The 18,417-nt window shown below is 68.5% G+C and carries 21 protein-coding genes and 2 tRNA genes; 14 read left to right on the top strand and 9 right to left on the bottom strand.

Translation table 11 applies throughout. From position 1 onward, the window contains the following. Positions 1–4 precede the first annotated feature (4 nt). The 5 genes from J2851_RS25240 to J2851_RS25260 form a co-directional block, all read right to left on the bottom strand. Positions 5–892 (bottom strand): glycine--tRNA ligase subunit alpha, encoded by an 888-nt coding sequence (locus J2851_RS25240; RefSeq protein WP_209769739.1) that lies wholly within the window; start codon positions 890–892, stop codon positions 5–7. An 89-nt stretch (positions 893–981) separates the two neighbouring features. Further along, on the bottom strand, positions 982–1,275 hold the full coding sequence (locus J2851_RS25245) for a hypothetical protein (protein ID WP_209769741.1): 294 nt from the start codon (positions 1,273–1,275) through the stop codon (positions 982–984). A gap of 33 nt (positions 1,276–1,308) precedes the next feature. Further along, on the bottom strand, positions 1,309–1,743 hold the full coding sequence (locus J2851_RS25250; RefSeq protein ID WP_209769743.1) for a type II toxin-antitoxin system VapC family toxin: 435 nt from the start codon (positions 1,741–1,743) through the stop codon (positions 1,309–1,311). Next, on the bottom strand, positions 1,740–2,039 hold the full coding sequence (locus J2851_RS25255) for a FitA-like ribbon-helix-helix domain-containing protein (protein WP_209769745.1): 300 nt from the start codon (positions 2,037–2,039) through the stop codon (positions 1,740–1,742). Before J2851_RS25255 ends, J2851_RS25250 begins: the two co-directional genes overlap by 4 nt. Positions 2,040–2,070: 31 nt before the next feature. Next, positions 2,071–2,868, bottom strand: coding sequence for a sulfite exporter TauE/SafE family protein (locus tag J2851_RS25260; RefSeq protein WP_209769746.1), 798 nt, complete (start codon positions 2,866–2,868; stop codon positions 2,071–2,073). 87 nt (positions 2,869–2,955) lie between these two features. Between J2851_RS25260 and J2851_RS25265 the strand changes: the two genes are divergently transcribed. Beyond that, positions 2,956–3,231: a type II toxin-antitoxin system HicB family antitoxin gene (locus J2851_RS25265; protein WP_209769747.1), complete on the top strand. Its 276-nt coding sequence runs from the start codon at positions 2,956–2,958 to the stop codon at positions 3,229–3,231. 98 nt (positions 3,232–3,329) lie between these two features. Here J2851_RS25265 and J2851_RS25270 read toward each other — a convergent pair whose 3' ends face one another. The 3 genes from J2851_RS25270 to J2851_RS25280 all read right to left on the bottom strand — a co-directional run bounded on the left by J2851_RS25270 (position 3,330) and on the right by J2851_RS25280 (position 5,374). Then, entirely contained in the window at positions 3,330–4,187 is an 858-nt protein-coding gene (locus J2851_RS25270; protein ID WP_425514325.1) for a S49 family peptidase, read from the bottom strand. A 38-nt stretch (positions 4,188–4,225) separates the two neighbouring features. Next, complete coding sequence (locus J2851_RS25275; protein WP_209769749.1) at positions 4,226–4,975, bottom strand: tRNA1(Val) (adenine(37)-N6)-methyltransferase; 750 nt, start codon at positions 4,973–4,975, stop codon at positions 4,226–4,228. Positions 4,976–5,158: 183 nt separating this feature from the next. Next, a complete protein-coding gene (locus J2851_RS25280) occupies positions 5,159–5,374 on the bottom strand; it encodes a putative signal transducing protein (protein WP_209769750.1) in 216 nt (71 codons plus the stop codon). A gap of 99 nt (positions 5,375–5,473) precedes the next feature. Here J2851_RS25280 and J2851_RS25285 point away from each other — a divergent pair, with 99 nt between their 5' ends. The 6 genes from J2851_RS25285 (at position 5,474) to J2851_RS25310 (ending at position 9,869) form a co-directional block, all read left to right on the top strand. Then, a complete protein-coding gene (locus J2851_RS25285; RefSeq protein ID WP_209769751.1) occupies positions 5,474–6,490 on the top strand; it encodes a polyprenyl synthetase family protein in 1,017 nt (338 codons plus the stop codon). A gap of 108 nt (positions 6,491–6,598) precedes the next feature. Continuing rightward, positions 6,599–6,675, top strand: a tRNA-Pro gene (locus J2851_RS25290). A 311-nt stretch (positions 6,676–6,986) separates the two neighbouring features. Next, positions 6,987–7,063, top strand: a tRNA-Pro gene (locus J2851_RS25295). A 117-nt stretch (positions 7,064–7,180) separates the two neighbouring features. Next, complete coding sequence (locus J2851_RS25300; protein ID WP_209769909.1) at positions 7,181–7,573, top strand: hypothetical protein; 393 nt, start codon at positions 7,181–7,183, stop codon at positions 7,571–7,573. Between the two features lie 100 nt (positions 7,574–7,673). Beyond that, positions 7,674–8,987 carry an AAA family ATPase gene (locus tag J2851_RS25305; RefSeq protein WP_209769753.1) on the top strand — a complete coding sequence of 438 codons (1,314 nt, stop codon included), beginning with the start codon at positions 7,674–7,676 and terminating at the stop codon, positions 8,985–8,987. A 9-nt stretch (positions 8,988–8,996) separates the two neighbouring features. Next, positions 8,997–9,869 (top strand): HNH endonuclease family protein, encoded by an 873-nt coding sequence (locus J2851_RS25310; protein WP_209769755.1) that lies wholly within the window; start codon positions 8,997–8,999, stop codon positions 9,867–9,869. A 36-nt stretch (positions 9,870–9,905) separates the two neighbouring features. Here J2851_RS25310 and J2851_RS25315 read toward each other — a convergent pair whose 3' ends face one another. Next, positions 9,906–10,295 (bottom strand): carboxymuconolactone decarboxylase family protein, encoded by a 390-nt coding sequence (locus tag J2851_RS25315; protein WP_209769757.1) that lies wholly within the window; start codon positions 10,293–10,295, stop codon positions 9,906–9,908. Between the two features lie 398 nt (positions 10,296–10,693). Here J2851_RS25315 and J2851_RS25320 point away from each other — a divergent pair, with 398 nt between their 5' ends. The 7 genes from J2851_RS25320 (at position 10,694) to J2851_RS36620 (ending at position 18,339) form a co-directional block, all read left to right on the top strand. Then, positions 10,694–11,002 (top strand): hypothetical protein, encoded by a 309-nt coding sequence (locus tag J2851_RS25320; protein WP_209769759.1) that lies wholly within the window; start codon positions 10,694–10,696, stop codon positions 11,000–11,002. A gap of 130 nt (positions 11,003–11,132) precedes the next feature. Then, on the top strand, positions 11,133–11,801 hold the full coding sequence (locus J2851_RS25325; protein WP_209769760.1) for a hypothetical protein: 669 nt from the start codon (positions 11,133–11,135) through the stop codon (positions 11,799–11,801). A gap of 129 nt (positions 11,802–11,930) precedes the next feature. Beyond that, on the top strand, positions 11,931–13,058 hold the full coding sequence (locus J2851_RS25330; protein ID WP_209769761.1) for a cytochrome c3 family protein: 1,128 nt from the start codon (positions 11,931–11,933) through the stop codon (positions 13,056–13,058). Positions 13,059–13,068: 10 nt separating this feature from the next. Next, complete coding sequence (locus J2851_RS25335; protein WP_209769762.1) at positions 13,069–15,609, top strand: molybdopterin-containing oxidoreductase family protein; 2,541 nt, start codon at positions 13,069–13,071, stop codon at positions 15,607–15,609. Between the two features lie 15 nt (positions 15,610–15,624). Next, a complete protein-coding gene (locus J2851_RS25340; RefSeq protein WP_209769763.1) occupies positions 15,625–16,290 on the top strand; it encodes a 4Fe-4S dicluster domain-containing protein in 666 nt (221 codons plus the stop codon). Positions 16,291–16,435: 145 nt separating this feature from the next. Beyond that, complete coding sequence (locus J2851_RS25345; protein ID WP_209769764.1) at positions 16,436–17,137, top strand: TorD/DmsD family molecular chaperone; 702 nt, start codon at positions 16,436–16,438, stop codon at positions 17,135–17,137. Positions 17,138–17,226: 89 nt separating this feature from the next. Continuing rightward, complete coding sequence (locus J2851_RS36620) at positions 17,227–18,339, top strand: 4Fe-4S binding protein (RefSeq protein ID WP_209769765.1); 1,113 nt, start codon at positions 17,227–17,229, stop codon at positions 18,337–18,339. The last annotated feature ends 78 nt before the right edge of the window (positions 18,340–18,417 follow it).

An 18,417-nucleotide genomic window follows, 5' to 3' on the forward strand; every position in this document is an offset into this window, starting at 1 on the left:
GGTCTTACTTGGCCCCCCCGGCGGTCCAGGCCTCGCAGCAGGCCTTCGCCAGCGCGCGCACGCGGCCGATGTAGGCGGCGCGCTCCACGACGCTGATGACGCCGCGCGCGTCCAGCAGGTTGAAGAGGTGCGACGCCTTGATGCACTGGTCGTAGGCCGGCAGGGCGACGCCCTTGGCGATCAGCGACTGGCACTCGGCCTCGGCGTCCTTGAAATGCTGGAGCAGCATGTCGGTGTTGGCGTGCTCGAAGTTGTGCGCCGAATACTCGACCTCGGCACGCTTGAAAACGTCGCCGTACTTCACACCCTGCCCGTTGAAGTCCAGGTCGTAGACGTTCTCCACGCCCTGCACGTACATGGCCAGACGTTCCAGCCCGTAGGTCAGTTCCACCGCCACCGGGTCGCACTCGATGCCGCCGACCTGCTGGAAATAGGTGTACTGGGTGACCTCCATGCCGTCGCACCAGACCTCCCAGCCCAGACCCCAGGCGCCGAGCGTCGGACTCTCCCAGTCGTCCTCGACGAAGCGGATGTCGTGCAGCGACGGGTCGATGCCCAGCACCTTCAGGCTTTGCAGGTAGAGGTCCTGCGCGTTGGCCGGCGAGGGCTTCAGGATCACCTGATACTGGTAATAGTGCTGCAGCCGGTTCGGGTTCTCGCCGTAGCGGCCGTCCTTCGGCCGGCGGGAGGGCTGCACATAGGCCGCCTTCCACGGCTGCGGGCCGAGCGCCCGCAGGGTCGTCGCCGGATGGAAGGTGCCCGCACCCACCTCCATGTCGTAAGGCTGCAGGATCACGCAGCCCTGCTCCGACCAGAACTGGTGGAGCTTGAGGATCAGGGCCTGGAAGGACAGGCCGCGGCTGTCTTGGGAAGACCCGCTCTGGGAGGCCATCGGCGGTCACTTATGATTGGTGTGGAAAAACGCGCCGCACGATACGCGGCGGTATTCCGGGAATCAAGCGCCCGCCGGGGCTTAAGGGGTTACCGACCGTAAGGACAACCCGGCCGGCCGCAGGACACGGCGGAGCGCGGGGCGACATAGGCGCCGCATTCCGGGCACTTCTCCATGTCCTCGGTCATGGAGTCCCCGTTCGTGGAACGGGGCGCGCGGGGGTTGGCGCCGGCGCCGGCGCCGAACGGGCCGCCGCCGGCACGCTGCTCGCGTTCGCGCAGGCGCTCGCGCCCGACCGCGCCGACGCGGTTGAACCAGCGCCAGCCGAACCACACCGCGCCGATCACCAGCGCCAGGAACAGGAGCTTCGAAAGACTGAACATGGCGCCAGGATTAGGGGGTGCGGGGGTGCGGGGTCAAGGGTGCTCGTCAAGCGCTTCGGTCAGAGAGCGCACGAGCGGCCGGAAGTGGTCATCCTCCCGCGCCACGCGGAGAAGGCGTCGGTCGTCGGTGACGAGCGGGCTGCCCGTGCGCAGGCTGAGCGCGAGGTAATAGCAGTCGTACACGGGATGTCCCAGGTCGAGCGCGATGCGCAGCGCATCCTGTTCAAGGTCGGCGCAGGGGTGGAAGGCGATCAGACCGGAGCTGAGATCGGACAGCGCTCCGAAAGCCTCCTCCACGGGCATTTTGCCCGCCGAAGCCAACCGCCAGAACACGTTGCCGCATTCGATGCGCAGCAGATCGGGTGCCAGCAGCTGAAACCGGCGCAGCCCGCCTGCCAGTTCCGAGTCCGGCTCGGGCACCTCCCACTTCACGGCGATGCTCGTGTCGATGACGAAGGAGCGTGTCATTCCTCGTCGTCCGGGATCAGTCCGGCACGCTGATCCCGCATCTCACGGATCATCCGGGTCGTATCGGGAAAAGGCTGTCCGCCCAGCCGTTCGCGCATCCGCTCGCGGCGGCGCGCGGCGCGTTCCCAAAAGTCGCTGGGCTCGTCCTCCGCGACCGGCTGGTCGGTCGACGAACTCAGCGCCTCTCTCAGGATGGCGAGATGCTCTTCTTCCAAAGAGCGGCCGTGAGTCGCGGCGCGGGTCTTCAGGCGGTTCAGCAGGTCGTCGTCCAGGTCGTTCAGGATCAGATGGCCCATCGCTCGGCTCCGTCGGTTCCCGGTCTCAACATCACCCCAACGCGATCTTCAAGGCAAGCGGCACCAGGACCACCGCGAAGCCCTTCTTCAGCAGGCCCGCCGGCACGCGGGAGGCGAGCCGCGCGCCGAAGGGGGCGGCCAGGACGCTGGCGGCGCTGATCTCCAGGAAGGCCGGCAGGTGCAGGTAGCCGAATTGGCCCGGCAGGTGGACGCCCTCGCGCAGGCCGAGGCCGGTGTAGAGGGTGGCGCCCAGCACGGTGACCGGCAGGCCGATGGCGGTGGAGGTGGCGACCGCCCGCGTCATCGGGTGGCCGCGCCCGCTGAGGAAGGGCACCATCAGCACGCCGCCGCCCGCCCCGATGAAGCTGCCCGCCACGCCGATCAACGCGCCGCCCAGGCGGTAGGTGGTTGGCGGGACCTCGGCCGGAACCGGACCCGCGCTTTTCGCGGACGGCGCGCGCAGCATGCGCCAGGCGGTGTAGAGCAGGAAGGCGCCGACCACGGCGCGCAGCATCCCGCCCGGCAGGTGCGTGGCCACGGCGCTGCCCAGCGCCACGCCGAGCAGGCTCGCCAGGATGGTCGTGCGGAAGACGGTCCAGTCGATGTTGCCCAGCCGGTGGTGCGACAGGACGGAGGAGACCGAGGTCACGGCCACCACCGCCATGGAGGTCGCCAGCGCCGTCAGCGGCGCGTCCGGGGCCGGGACGCCGAGCCAGGGCAGGACCAGCGTCAGCAGAGGCACCGCCACCAGCGCCGTGCCGACGCCCAGCATCCCCAGGAGAAGTCCGCCGGCCGCGCCACCGGCCAGAAAGATGAGGACGCTGAGCATTCCGGGATTCCGTCGAAATAGGTCTTGTCGTGCGGCGGAAAGCCGGCACTTTATGAAAGAAAACCGAGAAAGAGGAGACGAAATCCAATGAACACCGCTCGGGACGCCAATCAGGACGCCACTTGGGACGCCACTTGGGACGCCAGCGCCTATCCGGTCATCGTCCGTCCGCTGGCCCCCGAACAGGGCGTCGGCTACACGGCCGAGGTGCCCGACCTGCCCGGCTGCACCGCCGGCGGCACCAGCCCGGCGGAGGCCACCGCCGCCGCGCGCGACGCCATCATCGCCTGGGTCGCGGAGGCCCGGCGCACCGGCCAGCCGGTCCCGCCCCCGTCGGAGCGCCTGCGCGAGGTGACGCAGTGAAAGTGCGGCCGTAGGTTGGGTGGAGCGCAGCGCAACCCAACACCGCCGATGGCGCAAGGATGTTGGGTTGCGCCTTCGGCTCCACCCAACCTACGCGGTTACAGCCCGTAGCGGGACCACAGGGCGCGTTCCTCCACGGCGGCCAGCGCCGCGGTGGGGAGTTCCGACGCGATTTGATTCGGCAGCGACTCGACTCGGAAGCCGATGCGGCGGAACCAGCGGCGGTCCTCCTGCACCACGCGCAGGCGCAGCTTCTCGCCGTAACGGCCGCGCAGGATGGTGCGCAGGTCGCCGATGCCGTCGATCAGGCCCAGCTCCAGCGCCCGGCGCCCGGCCCAGAAGGCGCCGGAGAACAGTTCCTCTTCCGACCCGGCGAGGCGGGCGCCGCGGCGGGTGCGAACCATCGTCTTGAAAGCGTCGTGGATCTCCGCCTGGATGGCCTTCAGGTGCGCCACCCCGTCCTCGCGCTCCGGCGAGAAGGGGTCGAGCAGAACCTTCTTGTCGCCGGCCGTGTAGACCCGCCGCTCGATGCCGTAGCGCTGGATGAACTCGTGCGCGCCGAAGCTGGAGGACACCACGCCGATCGACCCGACGATGGAGCTTTCGTCCGCCCAGATCTCGTCCGCCGCGCAGGCCAGCCAATAGCCGCCGGACGCCGCCGCGTCCTCGCAGAAGGCCAGCACGGGCACGTTCTTCTCGGTCGCCAGGTCGCGGATGCGCTTGGCGATCAGGGCCGACTGCACGGGCGAGCCGCCCGGCGAGTTGACGACCAGCGCCACCGCCGCCTGCTTCTTCACCGCGAAGGCGCGCTCGATCAGCCCGGCCATGCCGGCGAGCGTCAGGCCCCGGCTCAAGGGGCCGACTTGGCCGATGACGCCGGACAGGCGGAGGACGGACACGATCGGCCCGGCGTCGCGCCAGGGGCCGAAGGGAAGTTTGGCGAGGAGGTCATGCATGCTCATCGCCGCTGGACATGGTGACGCTGACGGCGGACTTAAAGCGCCAGCGGCAGCATGTCGCGGAGGATCCGCCGGGCCGGTTCGGTGTAGGCCCCGTCGGAGTCGTGCAGCGTCAGGCCGGCGGTCAATCGGGCCGGCGAGCGGCCGCCCTTGCGCGCCGACAACAGGATGCGCCGGGCGTCCTCCCCCGGCTTCGGCCACAGGGGCACGAGGGTAAGCGAACCGAATCGGGCGCCGTGCAGGGCGGCCAGGATCTCGTCCAGCCGGTCGGCGCGGTGCACCAGGGTCAGAGTCCCGTTGGGCTTCAGCATGGCGGACGCGAAGCGCAGCCAGTCGGCCAGACCGGCCTCCCCCTCCACGTTCGCCGCGGCCTTCCAGGGGTCGGGCGGCGGGCTCGCGGCCCCGGCGCGGAGGTAGGGCGGGTTCATCATCACGCGGTCGAAGCCGGCGGGCGCAAGGTCCGGCGGCGGGGCGAGCAGGTCGCCGTCGAGGATGGTGACGCGGCCAGCCATATTGAATGCAGCGTCGTTGAGGGCGACGTTGCGCCGGGCGAAGGCGGCGGCCTCCGCGCGCTTTTCCAGCCCGACGATGGTGGCGCCGGGGACCCGCGCGGCAAGGCAGAGCGCTGCGGCGCCGGTGCCGGTGCCGACGTCGAGCACGCGGTCGCCGGCGACAGCGGCGGTGAAGGCGGCGAGCAGAACGGGGTCGATGGCGGCGCGGTAGCCGGATTCCGGCTGGTGCAGGCGGACCCGGCCGTCGAGCAGCGTGTCGATGGGCTCGGTCATGGCGTTGTGATGGGAGTGTGGATTAACCACAGAGACACGGAGACACAGAGAGATTTATTGAAAACACGCTGCCTGCCCCGCAGATGCCGGATAGACGAGCGCTCGATCAAAAAATACTCTGTGTCTCCGTGTCTCTGTGGTGAATTGCTTTCACTATCGCCTCCATTCCAACTCGCCACCACCTCACACCCCCAACTCTTCGCCGGCGTCGCGCAAGAGGAGGCAGGCCTGGGCGTGGTCGTCTTCCGGGACCATCAGGCGGCGGGGGATCGCGCCGATGGATCCCTCCAGGATGCTGGTGTGGGTGTCGAGCACGACGGCCTCGATCCCGGCGTCGGCCAGCAGCGCCAGAAGCCAGCTGAGGCGGACCGGATCGGTGGTGCGCAGAAGTTCCTTCATCACATCTCGACGTTACGGCGCCCTGCGGACTTGACCGAAGAGGCTATGCCGTTATGCTCCCTGCCGGAAATCGTCACGTCAATCATATTGGAGTCGACCTTGGCGGTCGTGACCAACCTCGAGCCGAAACGGCGCAAGTCTAACCCGCTCGACGATTTGACCGCCCTGGTGGCCAACGACCTGAGCGCGGTCAACGACATCATCGTCGCGCGGATGCACTCGTCCGTGGAGCTGATCCCGCAGCTGGCCGGCTACATCATCGCCGCCGGCGGCAAGCGGCTGCGCCCCGTGCTCACCCTCGCCGCCGCGGAGTTGTGCGGCTACAAGGGCGACGACCACAAGATGCTGGCCGCGGTGGTGGAGTTCATCCACACCGCCACGCTGCTGCACGACGACGTGGTCGATGAAAGCGACCTGCGGCGCGGCCTCGCCTCCGCCAACGCGGTGTTCGGGAACAAGGCCAGCGTGCTGGTCGGCGACTTCCTGTTCTCCCGCGCCTTCGAGCTGATGGTCGAGGTCGGGTCGCTGGACGTGCTGCGCATCCTGTCCAAGGCGTCGGCCGTCATCGCCGAGGGCGAGGTGCTGCAGCTGCGCACCACCAACGACACGGAGACCAGCGAGCAGGCCTACCTGGAGGTCATCAAGGCCAAGACGGCCGAGCTGTTCGCCGCGGCCTGCCGCGTCGGCGCCGTCGTCGCCAAGCGGCCGCAGGCGGAGGAGCTGGCGCTCTACGACTACGGCATGAACCTGGGCATCGCCTTCCAGCTGGTCGACGACGTGCTGGACTACTCGGCCAAGCAGGCGAAGCTGGGCAAGACCGTCGGCGACGACTTCCGCGAGGGCAAGATCACCCTTCCCGTCGTGCTGGCCTTCCGCCGCGGCAGCGACGAGGAGCGGGCCTTCTGGCGCCGCACCATGGAGGACCTGGATCAGCAGGACGGCGACCTGGAGCGCGCGCAGGAGCTGATGATCAAGCACAACGCGCTGAAGGATACGGTGGAGCGCGCCCGCCATTACGGCGCCATCGCCCGCGACTCGCTGGGCCTGTTCGCCGACAGCCCGGTGAAGCGCGCCCTGCTGGACGTGCTGGACTTCGTCATCGAGCGGGATTTCTGACGGAGCTTATTTTTTCGGGTGGGTAACGATTTTGGCGTTGCACCCCCCGGTTCCAGCGGCTATATACGCGGCCCACGGCGACGCTGGCGACGGCGCCGCCGACAGGAACGGAGAGTAGCTCAGCCTGGTAGAGCACTGCTTTCGGGAGGCAGGGGCCGGAGGTTCGAATCCTCTCTCTCCGACCAACACGGCAAAAGGGCCGGTGCGGAAACGCGCCGGCCCTTTTCGCGTTCTTCCCCTCTCCCAGCCCTGCTGGGAGAGGGAGGGACCCGCGCCCGCGGCGCGGGAGGGTGAGGGCAAGGTCTTCCCGAGAAACCAAGCCCTCACCCTTCCCGCTCCGCGGGCCCCTTCCCTCTCCCTGCGGAACGGGGAGAGGGAGAATAAGCGCCCCACAAAAAAACATTCGTCGTCCATCGCTTATGGCGTTGCAGAGCGCGGGTAAAGGGGCTATACACCCGCCCCACGGCGACGCTGGCGACGGCGGGACCGACAGGAACGGAGAGTAGCTCAGCCTGGTAGAGCACTGCTTTCGGGAGGCAGGGGCCGGAGGTTCGAATCCTCTCTCTCCGACCAACACGGCAAGGGGCCGGTACGGAAACGTGCCGGCCCTTTCGCTTTTGAACCATTCCCCCCACGGCCCTGTTGACGTTGGAAAGGACGTGAACGACCGAGGAGGGAGACGTGGAAGAGATGATCAGCAGCCGCCCGCACGGGGCCGGCGGGCCGTACGGGACCGACGTCGAACCGGCCCGCGTGAAGGTCCCGCAGGCCCTGCGCGACGAACTCCTGGAAGCCGGCTTCCGCCCGCGCGACACCGGCGACGGCATGGCCTGGAACCGGCGGGACGGCGACGGCACCCACGTGATGATTTCCGCCAACGGCGCCCTGTCCGGCGACCCCGACCGCGGGGAATGGACGGCCGGGCGCTATGGCGACAAGGGCGGCTTCATCGAGGTCACCGGGCTGACGCTTCAGGCCGCGCTCGACGCCGTCGCCATCCTGCCCCGGCCGGTGCGGGTGGACGGGTCGCTGGCCGAAGCCATCTACCCGTCGCTGGAGGAGGCGATGAGCGATTTCGCCTGACCCAGGTTTCCCCACGGACCCCACACATCGCGACCGGAAACAGGCGCGTGCCAGCGCCGCGGTTTCTGGCTAGTATCCCCGCGAGGTCCGGAGGGGTTGGATGCACATCGCCAAGCTAGAAATCGAGAATATCCGTTCGCTCAAGCATTTCTGCATCGAACTGCCGCCCAAGGAGCGGGCCGGTTGGCATGTCATCATCGGCTCGAACGCGTCGGGGAAGTCGACCGTCATCCGGTCGATTGCGTTGGCGTTGATTGGGATGGAGGAAGCCGGCGCGCTGCGCCAGAACTGGGAAGAATGGCTCCGGCGCGGGGAAAAGGAAGGAACGATTCATATTGAAGTCGATCCCCATTCAGACGATAGCTTTCCACAAGCAGAGGACAAAAGCGAATTAAACGCGAAAATTTCCATTTCTGAAGTTTATTATGGGAGAAAGCAGAAAAGACAAGTTGTTATCGGCGCATTTGTTGCGCAGATTGCGCAGGATGGAGAGGAAACATTTAGGATCTACGGTCAATCGTTGTGGTCTAGCAAATCTCTTTACTTTGCTTCTTCCTTCGGCCCTTACCGCCGGATGGAAGGGAGCACTCGGAATACGGACAAGCTCTTTGCATCGTCCCCGAAGGTCGCCCCGCACCTGTCGGCGTTCGGGGAGGACATCGCCCTGTCGTCCGGGCTGGAGATGATCCAGCGCCTGCACGTGAAGGGGCTGGAGAAGGACGAGGCCTCGGCGAAGCTCGCCAAGAAGATCGTGGAGTTCGTAAACAAGACCGACCTGCTGCCCTTCGGCGCCCAAATCGTCCGGGTCGCCAGCGACCGGATCGTGCTGCGCGACGGCCAGGGCAACGATGTCGACATCGAGCAGATGAGCAGCGGCTACAAGTCCGTGCTCTCCACCATCTTCGAGATCATGCACCAGATGGCCTTCGTCTTCGGCGAGGCCGCCCTGGGCCGGGCGATCGACGTCCGCAAGGGCACCATCAACCTGCCGGGCGTGGTGTGCATCGACGAGGTGGACAGCCATCTCCACCCCACCTGGCAACGCGACATCGGGCACTGGTTCACCCGCCGGTTCCCCAACGTGCAGTTCTTCGTCACCACGCACAGCCCGATCATCTGCCGGGCCGCCACGAGCGTTTGGAAGTTGCCCGATCCCGGCAACGAGGAGTCGGCAGGACGGGTGACCGGTGTGGCGCTGAACCGGCTGATCTACGGCTCCATCGTCGATGCCTATGGCACGGACCTGTTCGGGCACGACGTCGCGCGGTCGGACGACGGCAAGAAGCTCGCCGACGAGTTGGCGCTGCTCAACCGCAAGTCCATCCAGGGCAAGCTGACCAGAAGGGAAGCGGCGCGCATGATGGAGTTGCGGGCCACGCTGCCATCCGAATCCAGCGAAACGGCACCGGAATAGCCCGTCATCATGCTGAAGCTGCCCGCGGGCGCGCTGGATCCGCTGACCAAGGCCCACATCGAGGATCTGCAACGGCAGGTCGATTCTCTCGCGCGCTACCCGCAACGGGTCGCCGCAGCCAAACGTCTGTGGGCGGCCAAGACGAACACGCCGGCCGGAAAGGCGGCCTTCCTGGCGATCCGGACCGAGTTGAAGCGGATGTGCTTCGGTGCGGTTCGGTGCGGCTATTGCAGCGATTCGATGGCCGACGAGATCGAACACATTCTGCCGAAATCCTTTTTCCCCCAGCACGCCTTCGACTGGGACAACCATCTGTTCGCCTGCGGACCCTGCAACGGCGGCGAAAAGCGCGACCAATATGCCTATCTGGACAGGCGCGGGGTACTGAAGGAGGTTGTGCGCAAGCGGGGCGCCGCGGTCCGGGCGCCCGGCAAGGGCGTGCACGCGCTGATCAATCCCCGCACGGAGGACCCGCGCCATTTCCTCGAACTCGACCTTATGTCGCGGTTGCCGAACGGAACCTATGATGTCGGCTCGCTGCACATTCTCCCCCGCCTGGACCTGTCGGCGCGCGAGTGGACACGGGCCGACTACACGGTCCGGACACTCGGCTTGAACCGCGATCCTTTGCCCAGAGCCCGCCGGACCGCCTTTCGCAACTACAAGGCTCGCCTGAGGGAATATGTCGAGGACAAGGCAACGGGCAAAGCCCAGGCCGACCTCGACACCATGCGCGATGGCATTCTCGACATGGACCACCCCTTGGTCTTCGTGGAAATGCAACGCCAGCAAAGCCTCCTTCCTCCCTTGAAGGCTTTGTTCGACGCGGCGCCGGAGGCACTTTCCTGGACGTTCGGCCCACGGGCGCCGATCGTGCCGTAAGGCGATTCGGTCGAATCGCCCCCGGGCGCCAGCCGCCTACTTCAGCGACTCGTCGATCTCCACCTGATAGCCGTTGGCGAGGCGGTTGGTCTCGTTGGCCATGCCGATGACGGCCATCAGCTCCCCGAACTGGGCGTCGGTCATGCCCGCCTTGCGCGCCGCCGCCTCGTGGGAGCGGATGCAGTAGGCGCAGCCGTTGGTGACGCTGACCGCGACGAAGATCATCTCCTTCACCAGCGGGTCGAGCGCGCCCGGTGCCATCACCTCCTTCAGGCTTTCCCAGGTCCGCTTCAGGGTTTCCGGGTGGTGGGCCACCATCTTCCAGAAGTTGTTCACGTCCGGAACGTTGCGGGTCGCCTTGATGTCGTCGAAGACGGCGCGGACCTCGGGGGCGGCGTCGGCCGCGTCGATGGGCTTCAGGGGCATGGCGGGGGACTCCTGCGTCCTACGGATGGTTGATGCTGCGACATTTTCGCCGTTTCCGCGCGCGCCGGCCACAGGCGAATGGCCGCGCCGGCGGCGAAAGGGTGTGGCCAAGCCCGTAAAAACTACAGTTCCGTCAGGTGGTTAAGGCCACATGCAAGGGTCCTAGAGCGCCCAGGATTCGGGCGTTTCTCAGAGTCGGTTAAGGAATGCTGCAATGCAAACGGCGATTGTGCAAAGTTGACCGAAAGGGATCCCCGGTGGTAATAACCGGACAAATGTTGCGGTCATAAATGTCGGGGAAGCACCCGAATAATAAGAAAGCTAAGCAACTGTCACCGGGCGAGGAAACCATGCACAAAGCGGCACTCCGGAGCGCTTTAATACTGGCGCATGCCTTGTTGGCGCAGGTGGTTCTGGCGCAGGCCGGACCGTCCTTGGCGGCCGACACGGCGCCCAATATGGCGGCGAACGACGCCGCGCAGGCGCCCTCCTTCGTGGCGGGCAGCGCCCCATCGGTGCGCCGGCCCGACGCGCCCGCGCTGGCGGCCGTGGCGAAGGACGCGCGCTGGTACCAGAAGGCGCTGTCCGGCGTGGACTCGCCCTACCCCACCAGCCTGAAGTTCCTGGACGACCAGGGCAACTGGTACACGCCCTTCACCCAGCCCGGGATGACCGGGCGCTACGACCTGCGGCACTGGCACCGCTGAGGCGGTTCCCGCACCCGCCCCTCGGTGGGGCCGCCCACCCAATCAGAACGACAAAACGAAAACACCCAATCCGAGCCGGCGGAACCCCGGCCCGGAAACGCCACAACACACCCCAATGGAGGAAACCGCGATGGAAACGATGAAGAAGACCCTGCGCACCGCCCTGATCGCCGCCGCCCTGGTTGGCGGACTCGCCACCACCTCCGCCGCCATCGCCCAGGGCATGAGCGGCATGTCCGGCATGGGTGGAATGAGCGGCATGGGTGGGATGTCGGGAATGTCCGGTATGGGCGGGATGAGCGGCATGTCCGGCATGGGCGGAATGTCCGGCATGGGCGGGATGAGCGGTATGTCCGGCATGGGTGGGATGTCCGGCATGGGTGGGATGAGCGGCATGTCCGGCATGGGCGGAATGTCCGGCATGGGCGGGATGAGCGGGATGTCCGGCATGGGCGGGATGAGCGGCATGTCCGGCATGGGCGGGATGAGCGGCATGTCCGGCATGGGCGGAATGTCCGGTATGGGCGGGATGTCCGGCATGGGCGGGATGAGCGGGATGTCCGGCATGGGCGGGATGAGCGGCATGTCCGGCATGGGCGGGATGTCCGGCATGGGTGGGATGAGCGGCATGTCCGGTATGGGCGGAATGTCCGGCATGGGCGGCATGGGCGGAATGTCCGGCATGGGCGGGATGAGCGGCATGTCCGGTATGGGCGGCATGTCCGGCATGTCCGGCATGGGCGGAATGTCCGGCATGGGTGGGATGAGCGGAATGTCCGGCATGCAGGGCAAGCCGTAAGCCCGACGCGCGGGGAGACGGCGCGCCGGGGGCTGGGAGGGCTCCGGCGCGCCGCTCCCGTCGGGATTTCGTCAGGAAAGGCCGGGCGGACGCCCGGCCGGGACTCCGAACCGCCGAAGGGCCGGCCGCATGACGTCCAACCATCCAAAAAGCGATCAACCCGCGAAGGCCATCCACCCGGTGGCCTATTTCCTGGGATTCTTCCTGGTCTTCGGGCTCGTCCAGCTGGCTTTCCCGGCGAAGAAGGCCGACCAGCCGGTCAAGGCCCCCGCGCAGGCCGCGGCCACGGCGGAAAGCGCCCAGGCCGCTCGGCCGGCGCCCACGCCGGTGTCGCCGACCGCGCAGCTGCTGTTGGAGGCGGCCCGCGCCGTCCCGCCGACCCCGCCGAAGCCGGACCCGCAGCCCCTGGTGGCCAAGGCACCGGCACCGGCCCCGGTCCCAGCACCGGCCGCACAGCCGGCCCCGGCGCCGGAAGCGGCCAAGGCGCCACCCGCGCCCGCCTTCCCCAAGGCGGTGCTGAGCGCGTCGGGCGAGCCGGACTATGGCAAGGCGCTGTGGAACCCGCTGCACTTCAAGCCGGCCATCGACACCGCCACCAACGACCAGTGCCTCGCCTGCCACCAGGAGGTGCTGGAGCCGAGCGTGCGCGCCGCCTCCCCCGCCGGGGTCAAGTCCGCCGACACGCTGGCCTGGTACCAGACGCTGGACACCTACATCGGCGCGCAGGACAGCTTCCACCGCCGGCACCTCAGCACGCCGATGGCGGAGCGGCTGATGAACCTGCAATGCAATTTCTGCCACCAGGGCTCCAACCCGCGGGAGGAGGCTCCGGTCCCGCCCACCGCGACGAATGCAGGCTACACGCTGCGCAAGCAGGTGAACCCGGAGACGACCTGCCTCGCCTGCCACGGCCAGTTCCCCTGGCAGAACATGGAAGGGCTGCCCGGCCCCTGGCACGAGGCGCGCGAGAGTTTCGAGTCGGCGGACGCGCCCAACGGCTGCCTGTCCTGCCACAACCCGGAAGGCGGCTTCCGCACGGAGCGGCACAAGGTCAGCTACCTGAAGGCCGAGGCGATCGAGCAGGCGGCCACGGAGAATGCCGATACCTGCTATGGCTGCCACGGCGGGCGCGCCTGGTACCGGATCAGCTTCCCCTACCCGCGCCACCCCTGGCCCGGCATGCCGGAGGACACGCCCGACTGGGCGAAGGGGCGCCCGACCTCCTCCGACCCGCGCTACGCGCTGCCAAAGAATTGAGAGAGGCGAGATGGACGCGAAAACGATCCTGGGGAGCGCGCTGAACGTCTCGCGGCGCGACGTCCTGCAGGGAGCGGCTGGGGCGGCGGCAACCGCCGGCCTGTTCCGCGCGGTGGAACCGCGGGAGGCCAAGGCCTTCGCCTACAGCCCCTACCCCACCGACGATGAGCTGGTCACCGTGCCGACCAGCTGCGCCCACAATTGCGGCAGCCGCCACATGCTGGTGGCGCACAAGAAGGGCGACGTGATCGTCCGCCTGTCCACCGACGACGGCCGCTACCAGGGGCCGCAGGGCGGGTTCGGCTACGACACGGAGGAGATGCCGCAGCTGCGCGCCTGCCTGCGCGGCCGCTCCTACCGCTCGCGGCTTTATTCGGCGGAACGGCTGCTCTACCCGATGATCCGCGTCGGCGAACGGGGCGAGGGCAAGTTCAAGCGCGCCTCCTGGGACGCCGCGCTGGACTATGTCGCCGGCAAGATGCTGGACCTGAAGCAGAAGCACGGCCCGCACGCCCTGCTGGACCAGAGCTACGCCGGCGCGTCCTACGGCGTGCTGCACAAGTCCGACCAGATCGAGGGGCTGCTCGGCCGCTTCCTCGGCATGTTCGGCTGCCGCACGTCGAGCTGGTCGGTGCCCTCCTACCAGGCGACCACCTTCTCCAGCCGCATGACCTTCGGCACCATCGAGGATGGGAACGAGGACGACACCTTCGCCCATTCCAAACTGATCATCATGTGGGGCTGGAATCCGGCCTACACCTTCCACGGCGGCAACACCTTCTACTACATGCGGCTGGCCAAGCAGCGCGGCTGCCGCTTCGTGCTGGTGGATCCGCAATATTCGGACAGCGCGTCGGCGTATGATGCCTGGTGGATCCCGATCCGGCCGGCGACGGACGCGGCGATGATGGCCGGCATGGCCTTCCACATCTTCACGAACAATTTGCAGGACCAGGACTTCATCAACCGCTTCACCCAGGGCATGGACGCGGGAACGATGCCGCAGTGGGCGCAAGGCGGCGAGAGTTTCAAGGACTACATCCTGGGCACCCGCGACGGGCAGCCGAAGACGCCGGAGTGGGCCAGCGCCATCTGCGGCGTGCCGGCCAGCGACATCGTGAAGCTTGCCGACCTCTACGCCCGCACCAAGCCCGCCGCGCTGAAGGCCAGCTGGGCGCCGGGGCGCAATTCGAACGGCGAGCAGTACAACCGCATGGCCGCCGCCCTCCAGGCCATGACCGGCAACATCGGCAAGCTGGGCGGCTGCGCGGAGGGCGTCGGCAAGGCCTGGCACGCGGAGGGCGTCGCCTACCCCTACGACGAGTTCGCCAACGTCTGGTACGCCTCCATCAAGTCGGACCGCTGGGCGCATCTGGTCCTGAACTACCCGAACCTGAAACGGGAGGAGATCGGGCTCTGGCCGCGGTCGGACAACCTGGACGGGGTGATCCCCAACGTGCGGGGCATCTTCTGGCAGGGGTCCAACTGGTTCAACCAGCTGCCCAACATCAACAAGCAGATCGAGGCCATGAAGAAGCTGGACCTCGTCGTCTGCAACGACAGCACCATCACGCCGTCGGGCCTCTACGCCGACGTGCTGTTCCCGGTGGCGACCCATTTCGAGCGGCACGACGTGGCGCTGCCCTGGTACAAGGGCCACTACTACATCCACCGCCCGAAGGTCATCCAGCCGCTCGGCGAATCGAAGACCGACTTCCAGATCTACACGGAGCTGGCCCACCGGCTGGGCTTCGGGGAGCGCTACAACCCCCGCGCCAGCCGCGAGTATTTCCACCACGACGACGCGGTGGACGAGGCCTATCTGGCCGCCTGGTGGGAGAAGGTGCAGCACCACCAGGGCGCCGACATCAGCTGGGAGGAGTTCAAGGCGCGCGGCACCTACAAGTTCAAGCTGCCGCGCCCGCACGTCGCCTTCCAGGACCAGATCGAGAAGGGCATCCCCTTCCAGACCCCCAGCGGCAAGATCGAGATCCTGTCCACCCAGCTGGCCCAGGTGACCGACTGGACCCGCACGGCCTGGGGCCATCCCATCCCGGCGATTCCGAAGTGGACCGAGCCCTTCGAGAGCCTGAACCACGCGGAGAAGCGGGCGGAGCACCCGTTCCACCTGATCACGCCGCACCCGCGCTGGCGCACGCACTCCATCTTCAACAACATCCCCTGGCTGCGCGAGACCTACGAGCAGGAGGTCACCATCAACGCGGCCGACGCCAAGGGGCTGGGGATCAGGACCGGCGACACGGTGGAGGTCTACAACGCCCGCGGCCGCATGGTGCTGCCGGCCTATGTGACCGAGCGCGTGATGCCCGGCGTGGTGGTGGTGCATGAGGGCGCCTGGCTGGACCTGGACGGCGACGGGGTGGACCGCGCCGGCAACCCGGACGTGCTGACGCTGGACGAGCCGAGCCCGGCCGGCGGCTTCGCCTACAACACCATCCTGGTGAACCTGCGCAAGACCGACCTGAACCACCGGCCCGGCTGGGACCAGCTCGCCACCTCGCGGGCGCATGTCTTCCGCCGCAGCACGTAAGGGGGGCCGACCATCATGGAAGAGGAAAAGAAGGCCCGCGTCCAGGTGGCCGTCGCCGCGCGCAAGCGGGAGGGCTACACGCCGGTGGTGCCGGACACGCAGCTGGGCTTCGTCCACAACAACGTGGACTGCATCGGCTGCCGCGCCTGCGAGATCGCCTGCAAGGACAAGAACGGCCTGCCGCCGGGCCCGCGCTTCCGCCGCGTGATGTATGTGGAGGGCGGCCGGTACCCGGAGGTGTTCGCCTACAAGGTGAACATGTCCTGCAACCACTGCGCGGAGCCGGCCTGCCTGCCGACCTGCCCCACGGGCGCGATCTTCAAGCGGACGAAGGACGGCATCGTCGACATCGACAGCAGCCTGTGCATCGGCTGCCGCCGCTGCGAGGCCGCCTGCCCCTTCGGCGCGCCGCAGTTCGACCCGATCAGCAACACCGTCATGAAGTGCAACCTGTGCGTCGACGAGATCGACGCCGGGCGCAAGCCCTATTGCGTCATGGGCTGCATGATGCGCGTGCTGGACGTCGGCCCGATCGACAAGATCCGCGACGGGTCCTATGCGACGAAGGCGGTGGGGCCGGGTGAGCGGGTGGTGCGGCAGGTGCGCAACATGGCCGATCCGGAACTGACCAACCCGTCGGTTGCCTTCGTCGCGCACCCGAAGGGGCGGGTGGAGGGGTGAGTGGTGGAGTGGTCGCGCTGGGCCCCCACCCTAACCCTCCCCCACTTCGCGGGGGAGGGGACTAACTCCTCCCCCCGTCGAAGATGGGGGGAGGCTGGGAGGGGGGCCCAGCGCGACCACTCCACCCCAACACAGGAACGCGCACATGGACGGAATCATCCATATGACCGAGGCGTCCCCGGTGGTCGTCGCGTTTGGGCGGGCCGCGGCGGCCGATGTTCGTCGGCTGGCCGGCCTGCACGACCATGAGCCGACCACAGACCTCCTGGAGGAGCTGCGCGCGCAGCCCCTCCAGGACCTTTTCGGGCTGACGCTCGACCGGCCGGACATCGCCCAGGCGCTGGCGCTGCTGGGGGAGGCGCTGGACACCCTGCCCCGTCCCGCCGACGCGGCGGCGCTGGACGAGCTGGCCGCCGACTTCGCGGCGATCCACCTGACCAACGCGCTGCGCGCCTGCCCCATCGAATCCGTCTGGGTGCACGAGGAGCCGCTGCGCCGGCAGGAGGCCATGTTCCGCGTGAAGGCTTGGCACCGCCGCTTCGGCGTCGTGACCGACGACCCGCGTGACCCCGACCATCTGGTGCTGGAGCTGCACTTCCTGGCCGAGCTGCTGGAGCGCGGGCTGGGCGCGGAGGCGGCGGACTTCCTCGACCAGCACCCGCTGCGCTGGGTCCCGGCTTTCTGCGGCCGGGTCGCGGCACGGTGCCGCACGCCCTATTTCGCGGGGACGGCGCTGCTCACGGGCGGCTATTTGGATGCGTTGCGCGACCTGCTGGCGCAGGGCTTCGACCGGCCCCGGCCGGCGAGGCAAGACGCGGAGTCGCGGCGCAAGGAGGCCTGCGGTTGACGACACACAGGACCGGGCAGTCGGTCATAGGATGGCCGGCCACAGCAAGGCGCCCGAGCGCCCCGCCGAGCATCGCGGCGGAGCGCTGCGTGCACAACAAGGCCGTGGTGGCGAGCTGCCGCGCCTGCGCCGACGCCTGCCCGCGCGGCGCCTGGGTCGTCGACGGCGACGGGGTGTCCATCGACTTGCCGGTCTGCGACGGCTGCGGCCTGTGCGCCGCGGCCTGCCCGCAATCGGTCATCGCCCACGGTCACCGGGTCGCGCGCCGTTTGGAGCGACGGGGGGCGGGGCGCGGTCGCCCCGTGGGATTCGCCGCCTGCTCGCGCACCGGCCTCCGAAATGCCCATGAGGGCGGTGACGACGGGGTGGACGGTGTGCTGCCCTGCCTGAACGTGGTGGGACTGGCCGACCTCGTGGCGCTCTATGGCGCCGGGGTACGGAAGCTGGTCGTCGCGCGGGGGGCCTGCGCCTCCTGCACCACGGGCAGCGGCACCGCGGTGCGGCTGGAGCGCGCTGTGGCGGAGCTGAACGTCCTGCTGGAGGGGCGCGGCCTGCCGCCGCTGCTGCTGACCCGCCGCTCCGCCACGCCCTGGCGCGCCCAACTGGCCTTCGACACGGTCCCCGACCACGAGGACCTCCCCAAGGACGGCCCGGACGACGTCGGCCTCAGCCGCCGCGGCCTGTTCCGCCTGTCCGGCCTGCGCCGGACGGGGAACGCGCCGGCGGCGGGCACCGGGGGCGGCGCGTCCCCGGCCGGGACTCCGCTCGGACGGCTGTTGCCGCCGCCGGCCTTCCCGCGGCTGGCCGACTCGCAGCCCTGGCCGTGGGTGCCCTCCATCGACGCGTCGGTCTGCGAGGGCTGCGCCGGCTGCGCGCGGCTCTGCCCGACCGGGGCGATCCGCCTGGATCCGGAGTCCGCGGCCTTCCGCATCGCGGCGGAGGACTGCACCGGCTGCCGCCTGTGCGTGGACGTCTGCCGGCCCGACGCGCTGATCCTGGAGCGGCTGGCCCCGCGCCGGCAGACCGCCGTGCCGCTGCACGCCCGGCGCTGCCCGTCCTGCGGCGTGACCGCGCGCCTGCCGGCCCCCCGGCCGGGGGCGGACGCGCTGTGCCCGGTGTGCCGCCGGACCACCAACCGGAGGCGCCTGTTCCAGGTGCTGGACGATGCCGACGAATCCCCGGGCCCTTCCGCTACCCCTTAAGGCATAGACCTACCGGAAAGTCCGGCTTGCCGAACCGCAAGAGCGACGCCATAGCTTAGCCACTCCGGCGGCCAAGCC

Source organism: Azospirillum rugosum (genome assembly GCF_017876155.1).
Taxonomy (GTDB): Bacteria; Pseudomonadota; Alphaproteobacteria; order Azospirillales; family Azospirillaceae; genus Azospirillum; species Azospirillum rugosum.

Bases quoted from the DNA above. Each gene is read 5' to 3' on its own strand.
- J2851_RS25240 (WP_209769739.1), bottom strand. From the start codon at position 892: ATGGCCTCCCAGAGCGGGTCTTCCCAAGACAGCCGCGGCCTGTCCTTC.
- J2851_RS25245 (WP_209769741.1), bottom strand. From the start codon at position 1,275: ATGTTCAGTCTTTCGAAGCTCCTGTTCCTGGCGCTGGTGATCGGCGCG.
- J2851_RS25250 (WP_209769743.1), bottom strand. From the start codon at position 1,743: ATGACACGCTCCTTCGTCATCGACACGAGCATCGCCGTGAAGTGGGAG.
- J2851_RS25255 (WP_209769745.1), bottom strand. From the start codon at position 2,039: ATGGGCCATCTGATCCTGAACGACCTGGACGACGACCTGCTGAACCGC.
- J2851_RS25260 (WP_209769746.1), bottom strand. From the start codon at position 2,868: ATGCTCAGCGTCCTCATCTTTCTGGCCGGTGGCGCGGCCGGCGGACTT.
- J2851_RS25265 (WP_209769747.1), top strand. From the start codon at position 2,956: ATGAACACCGCTCGGGACGCCAATCAGGACGCCACTTGGGACGCCACT.
- J2851_RS25270 (WP_425514325.1), bottom strand. From the start codon at position 4,187: ATGCATGACCTCCTCGCCAAACTTCCCTTCGGCCCCTGGCGCGACGCC.
- J2851_RS25275 (WP_209769749.1), bottom strand. From the start codon at position 4,975: ATGACCGAGCCCATCGACACGCTGCTCGACGGCCGGGTCCGCCTGCAC.
- J2851_RS25280 (WP_209769750.1), bottom strand. From the start codon at position 5,374: ATGAAGGAACTTCTGCGCACCACCGATCCGGTCCGCCTCAGCTGGCTT.
- J2851_RS25300 (WP_209769909.1), top strand. From the start codon at position 7,181: ATGATCAGCAGCCGCCCGCACGGGGCCGGCGGGCCGTACGGGACCGAC.
- J2851_RS25305 (WP_209769753.1), top strand. From the start codon at position 7,674: ATGCACATCGCCAAGCTAGAAATCGAGAATATCCGTTCGCTCAAGCAT.
- J2851_RS25310 (WP_209769755.1), top strand. From the start codon at position 8,997: ATGCTGAAGCTGCCCGCGGGCGCGCTGGATCCGCTGACCAAGGCCCAC.
- J2851_RS25315 (WP_209769757.1), bottom strand. From the start codon at position 10,295: ATGCCCCTGAAGCCCATCGACGCGGCCGACGCCGCCCCCGAGGTCCGC.
- J2851_RS25325 (WP_209769760.1), top strand. From the start codon at position 11,133: ATGGAAACGATGAAGAAGACCCTGCGCACCGCCCTGATCGCCGCCGCC.
- J2851_RS25330 (WP_209769761.1), top strand. From the start codon at position 11,931: ATGACGTCCAACCATCCAAAAAGCGATCAACCCGCGAAGGCCATCCAC.
- J2851_RS25335 (WP_209769762.1), top strand. From the start codon at position 13,069: ATGGACGCGAAAACGATCCTGGGGAGCGCGCTGAACGTCTCGCGGCGC.
- J2851_RS25340 (WP_209769763.1), top strand. From the start codon at position 15,625: ATGGAAGAGGAAAAGAAGGCCCGCGTCCAGGTGGCCGTCGCCGCGCGC.
- J2851_RS25345 (WP_209769764.1), top strand. From the start codon at position 16,436: ATGGACGGAATCATCCATATGACCGAGGCGTCCCCGGTGGTCGTCGCG.